Below are 4,423 nucleotides of genomic sequence, written 5' to 3' on the forward strand. Positions count from 1 at the left end.
CGATCGAATCGCTTAATCGATCGATACCAATAGCCTGTGGTTTTGACCTCTATTTTTCTAATGTTCTAAGTACTCGATCGAATCCCACGTAATTCCATCTGTGCCATGAAAAAGTCTTCGAGGGAGGCGCGACCGCGATTGAGCGAGATCAATTCTGCATCCATCAACCGTAACGTCCCGATGAATTCTTGCGGTTCGCCGCGCAATTTTCCCGACCAGAGATCGTCTTGATAATTAATCTGTTCGATCCAGCGATCGAGGATTTCGGGATTGCCACCGCGACCGGAAACAACGTAATATTCATCTTCATTTATCAGTAATTCTGATAAAGTACCGCAGGAAATTAATTCACCGCGAGCGAGGATACCGACGCGACTGCAAATCTGTTCTACTTCCGAAAGTACGTGACTATTAAAGAAGACCGTTTTACCACGATCGCCTAGCGAAACAATAATATCGCGCATCTGTTTACGTCCCAAGGGATCGAGTCCTGACATCGGTTCATCTAGGAAAACCAGTTCGGGATCGTTCATTAAAGCTTGTGCCATTCCGACTCTTTGTACCATTCCCTTTGAGTACTGCCGGAGTTGCTTTTTCTTGGCTGCCGACTGTGTCAAACCAACTAATTCTAACAATGCGGGAATACGTTGTTTTTGAACGGAGTGGGGGATTTCAAATAAGCCAGCAGTGTATTCTAATAACTCCCAGCCAGTCAGAAAATCGTAGAAATAGGGATTTTCAGGCAGATAACCAATTTTCTGTTTGATCGATCGATCTCCGAGCGGTTTACCGAGCAATAATCCTTTCCCGCTGGTCGGTTTGACGATTCCTAATAATGTTTTGAGCAGCGTTGTTTTGCCCGCACCATTTAAGCCCAACAATCCAAATGTTTCGCCTTCATAGACTTGCAGCGTACAGTCTTTTAATGATTCAACTTGGCGATTGAGCCAAAATCCAGTGCGATATACCTTGCCTAATTGATATGTTTCGATCGCGGCGGCGATGTCAGTAGTTGGAGCCGATCGAGCTAATGTTTCTGTCGTGAGAGTCATAGTTATCGAAGTCGGGGTAAGAATTTTTCGAGACAACCAGCCGCGTAATTTACGCAACTGTCTTAGAGGATATTTGAAGAGTTGTTTTTAATACCCGTAGTTGGTGTAAATCCCCCTAAATCCCCCTTAAAAAGGGGGACTTTGACCAGATCTTAGCCCCCTTTTTATGGGGGTTTGGGGGATTTAGATCTAGAAACGAAGTCTAGCCGACTTGTGTATACAACGTAGCCTTTTTAAGGGGGTTGGGGGGATTAGATCTCAGTTTTTCAAACACCCTCTTATCGCTTCTCTACTTTAGCCTGTCCTCTCACCTTTGGAAATACTTCTCGATCGCATCGCCGCCAGACTCGAATTAGTACCTAAATACCCAAACCAGCTTTGATTTTGGTCAAAGCCGATGCTTCAGTGGGGCTGATTTTCGGATCGCCCGAACCAAATAACCCACTACCTGCAGCACTAGCGACAGCTTCAGCACAAGCATAGATAAACTGCTTGAATTCGGTAATCTCGGCTGGTGTCGCCTTGGTACCAATGGTGGCTACAGCACTATCGACAGTAGCGATCGCTTGAGTGACAAATGCGCCAGACTGAATATCTTCGGGTTTAACATCTGGCTTTTTAGTTTTGATTTTGCCACTACCGAGGACGGCTTCTGAGAAAGCGGCTTGGACGATCGAATTAGTTGGGTATTTTTTGCCCGCACCGACGATTTCTTTAGTCAGCGCAACTGCTTCGATCGCGGTCGAAATAATCCCCATATCGGCCATCGCAACTGCCATCCCGATGTTCATTGGTGCTTGGGCGATCGTGTTTAGTTCTTCGGGAGTGTAGGTCATGCTAATTATTGATTTGATTTGATTAAATTTACTTTAACTGAATGTATCTTACCAGTTTCAAGTTGTCAGCAGCGTATAGCATCTAGCATCATTGGCTTTACCAAATCGCGCGGATCCGACGATTAATTGAGATAATGAAATAAATCCGCTCATCTACCATCTGATATGGCCATTATCTCCTCCAAACAGCCAGCCTCTGATGCCCCACAGCCACCGCAGGAGAAGAAAAGTAATCCTAAAAAACCAGCAGCTATCCCTACGCCAGTAGTCGCTGCCGACGCGGAAATATTACAAGCTGATATTACTAATCCTGAGGAAAAGATCCAGGAAGAAAGCCTCAGACCTAGTAGTATCAATGAATATATCGGTCAAAAAGATCTCAAAGGCGTCCTGGATATTGCGATCCAAGCCGCCAAAGTCCGCAACGAATCCCTCGATCATCTACTTCTATATGGCCCGCCAGGATTGGGGAAAACTACCATGTCCCTGATTCTGGCATCAGAAATGGGTGTAAATTGCAAGATTACCGCCGCACCCGCACTGGAACGCCCACGCGATATCGTCGGGATTTTGATGGGGTTGCAGCCTGGAGATATTTTATTTATAGATGAGATTCATCGCTTGCCACGGATGACAGAAGAAATTCTCTACCCCGCAATGGAGGATTTTCGGTTAGATATTACCGTCGGTAAAGGGAATACAGCCAAAATTCGGAGTATTCCGCTCCCGAAATTTACGCTCGTGGGCGCGACGACAAAGGTTGGTTCGCTGACATCGCCATTACGCGATCGATTTGGACTGGTACAGAAGCTGCGTTTTTATGAGGTGGACGAACTAACGCTGATCGTTCAGCGAACAGCGGATATTCTCAATACTGCCATCACCTTAGAAGGTGCAGCGGAAATTGCTAGAAGATCGCGCGGTACGCCTCGGATTGCCAATCGCCTATTAAAACGGGTGCGGGACTATGCTCAAGTCAAAAACCACAGCCTCATCGATGGCGAAATTGCTAGTGCCGCGATGGAGATTTATAACGTCGATCCGTTAGGTTTGGATTGGGTCGATCGATTATTATTAACCACGATGGCGGAGCAGTTCAATGGTGGTCCTGTCGGATTGGAAGCATTAGCGGCATCTACAGGTGAGGACAGTCATACGATCGAGGAAGTCTACGAGCCGTATCTACTCCAAATCGGCTATCTGCACCGGACGCCACGGGGACGGGTAGTGACGGCAGCCGCGCGGAGGCATTTGGGCTTGAAAGGGGGCAATGACAGCAGCGAACAGTTATCGTTATTAGAGGAATAGTGGCAGCGCAGGCAAACGAATTTAATGCTACTCGATCGTAGACAGGTGGTTTTAGCCGTAATGTGATTTTCTCGGCAGTTTGCTGTAACTTTTTCATATTGCCAGTAGATATCGTTCCCTACTCATGTCACACATTAAGGCTAATAGCGAGGCTGGCAATCTTCAAAGCTCAGAGATTCACTATCCAAAAATCCGGCAATTGCCATTTCTAACACAGCTTCCACCGGATAGTCAATTTCCTGTGCCCTTCGCTCAAAAGCCTTGCGAATATGGTCTGGTAAGGCCGCTAACATCATCCTGGCCGCAACTGGGCTTAGATGCTCGATTATCTCTGCTTCAGGACTACTTGACTTCATGACTCATCCCTCATCGGTATCCGAATATTAAATGGGGGCTTACTCCAAATGAGAATAATCCCTTCTAACTTTGATGATAACGTCCGCCACTGCCCAAAGTCGATCTCATAGATCGAGATCGCCACATCTTGATGATGATATTCTGCTAACCATGACCAAGTGACTGCTTTATGTCCGCCCCGAAATCGTTCTTTGATATCTTGAGCTTTGCCAATATAAAGTAGACCATCAGTGCGATGTCGCACTGCATAAATACCTGGCTTTGTGGTGAGATCTGCAAAATCTCTGGTTATTGGCAGGCAATCAGCAAATGGCAGCTTGACTAGAAAATCTAGAATTACCTGCGCCTGTGCTTCGATATCGGTCATTTTCTGGTTTTATCGTAAATAATGACTATTTTCAAGAGTATCTTAATCTGGCCTAATCAGTTGCTTGTAACTTTTGCATACCAGTAGGTGATGCCTGCATTTTAGCGGTGGATGAGTAGCCCAGACTATTCTACTCGATCGATCCACTAAGCTGTTCGACATTTAAACCACTCTATTGGCACTCCATAACCGTTGCTGTAAGCGATTCAGTCAAAAAAATTAGATGTAGAACAGCTTATCCGCGATCTAACCTTTGTTGTCTAATTTTTCGTTGTCTAATTTTTCATCGATCGCGTAGCGTCTCAGCAGAAGAGCAGTTATGGCAGGGGTATCAATCCTGGAGCATATTGTCAGAATGGCAAAGGCTAGAGCTTTAATAAAGCTCAAGGAAGCCCAGTCTGAATGAGCAAAACATATATTTCTGTCGCGCTACGAAAACAAGTTTACGATCGAGCTAATGGTTGTTGTGAGTATTGCTTAGTTTCCGATTTTTCTTATTGCTG

The 4,423-nt window shown here is 45.6% G+C and carries 5 protein-coding genes; 1 reads left to right on the forward strand and 4 read right to left on the reverse strand.

Going from position 1 to position 4,423, the window contains the following annotated elements:
- Positions 1 to 65: 65 nt before the first annotated feature.
- Positions 66 to 1,052: an ABC transporter ATP-binding protein gene (locus RMO27_RS10245; protein WP_309732023.1), complete on the reverse strand. Its 987-nt coding sequence runs from the start codon at positions 1,050 to 1,052 to the stop codon at positions 66 to 68.
- A gap of 359 nt (positions 1,053 to 1,411) precedes the next feature.
- Positions 1,412 to 1,888 (reverse strand): hypothetical protein, encoded by a 477-nt coding sequence (locus tag RMO27_RS10250; protein WP_309732025.1) that lies wholly within the window; start codon positions 1,886 to 1,888, stop codon positions 1,412 to 1,414.
- A 165-nt stretch (positions 1,889 to 2,053) separates the two neighbouring features.
- Between RMO27_RS10250 and ruvB the strand changes: the two genes are divergently transcribed.
- Entirely contained in the window at positions 2,054 to 3,196 is a 1,143-nt protein-coding gene (gene ruvB / locus RMO27_RS10255) for a Holliday junction branch migration DNA helicase RuvB (RefSeq protein WP_309732028.1), read from the forward strand.
- A 140-nt stretch (positions 3,197 to 3,336) separates the two neighbouring features.
- Here ruvB and RMO27_RS10260 read toward each other — a convergent pair whose 3' ends face one another.
- Together RMO27_RS10260 and RMO27_RS10265 are read right to left on the reverse strand one after the other, a co-directional pair.
- Entirely contained in the window at positions 3,337 to 3,552 is a 216-nt protein-coding gene (locus tag RMO27_RS10260) for a hypothetical protein (RefSeq protein WP_309732030.1), read from the reverse strand.
- On the reverse strand, positions 3,549 to 3,920 hold the full coding sequence (locus tag RMO27_RS10265) for a GIY-YIG nuclease family protein (RefSeq protein ID WP_309732032.1): 372 nt from the start codon (positions 3,918 to 3,920) through the stop codon (positions 3,549 to 3,551). The genes RMO27_RS10260 and RMO27_RS10265 overlap by 4 nt, the downstream gene beginning before the upstream one ends.
- Positions 3,921 to 4,423: the final 503 nt, after the last annotated feature.

This window comes from Chamaesiphon sp. OTE_75_metabat_556 (assembly GCF_031378165.1).
Taxonomy (GTDB): domain Bacteria; phylum Cyanobacteriota; class Cyanobacteriia; order Cyanobacteriales; family Chamaesiphonaceae; genus Chamaesiphon.

Excerpts from the sequence above, each read along its gene's own strand:
- RMO27_RS10265 (WP_309732032.1), bottom strand. The coding sequence starts at position 3,920 with ATGACCGATATCGAAGCACAGGCGCAGGTAATTCTAGATTTTCTAGTC.
- ruvB (WP_309732028.1), top strand. The coding sequence starts at position 2,054 with ATGGCCATTATCTCCTCCAAACAGCCAGCCTCTGATGCCCCACAGCCA.
- RMO27_RS10250 (WP_309732025.1), bottom strand. The coding sequence starts at position 1,888 with ATGACCTACACTCCCGAAGAACTAAACACGATCGCCCAAGCACCAATG.
- RMO27_RS10260 (WP_309732030.1), bottom strand. The coding sequence starts at position 3,552 with ATGAAGTCAAGTAGTCCTGAAGCAGAGATAATCGAGCATCTAAGCCCA.
- RMO27_RS10245 (WP_309732023.1), bottom strand. The coding sequence starts at position 1,052 with ATGACTCTCACGACAGAAACATTAGCTCGATCGGCTCCAACTACTGAC.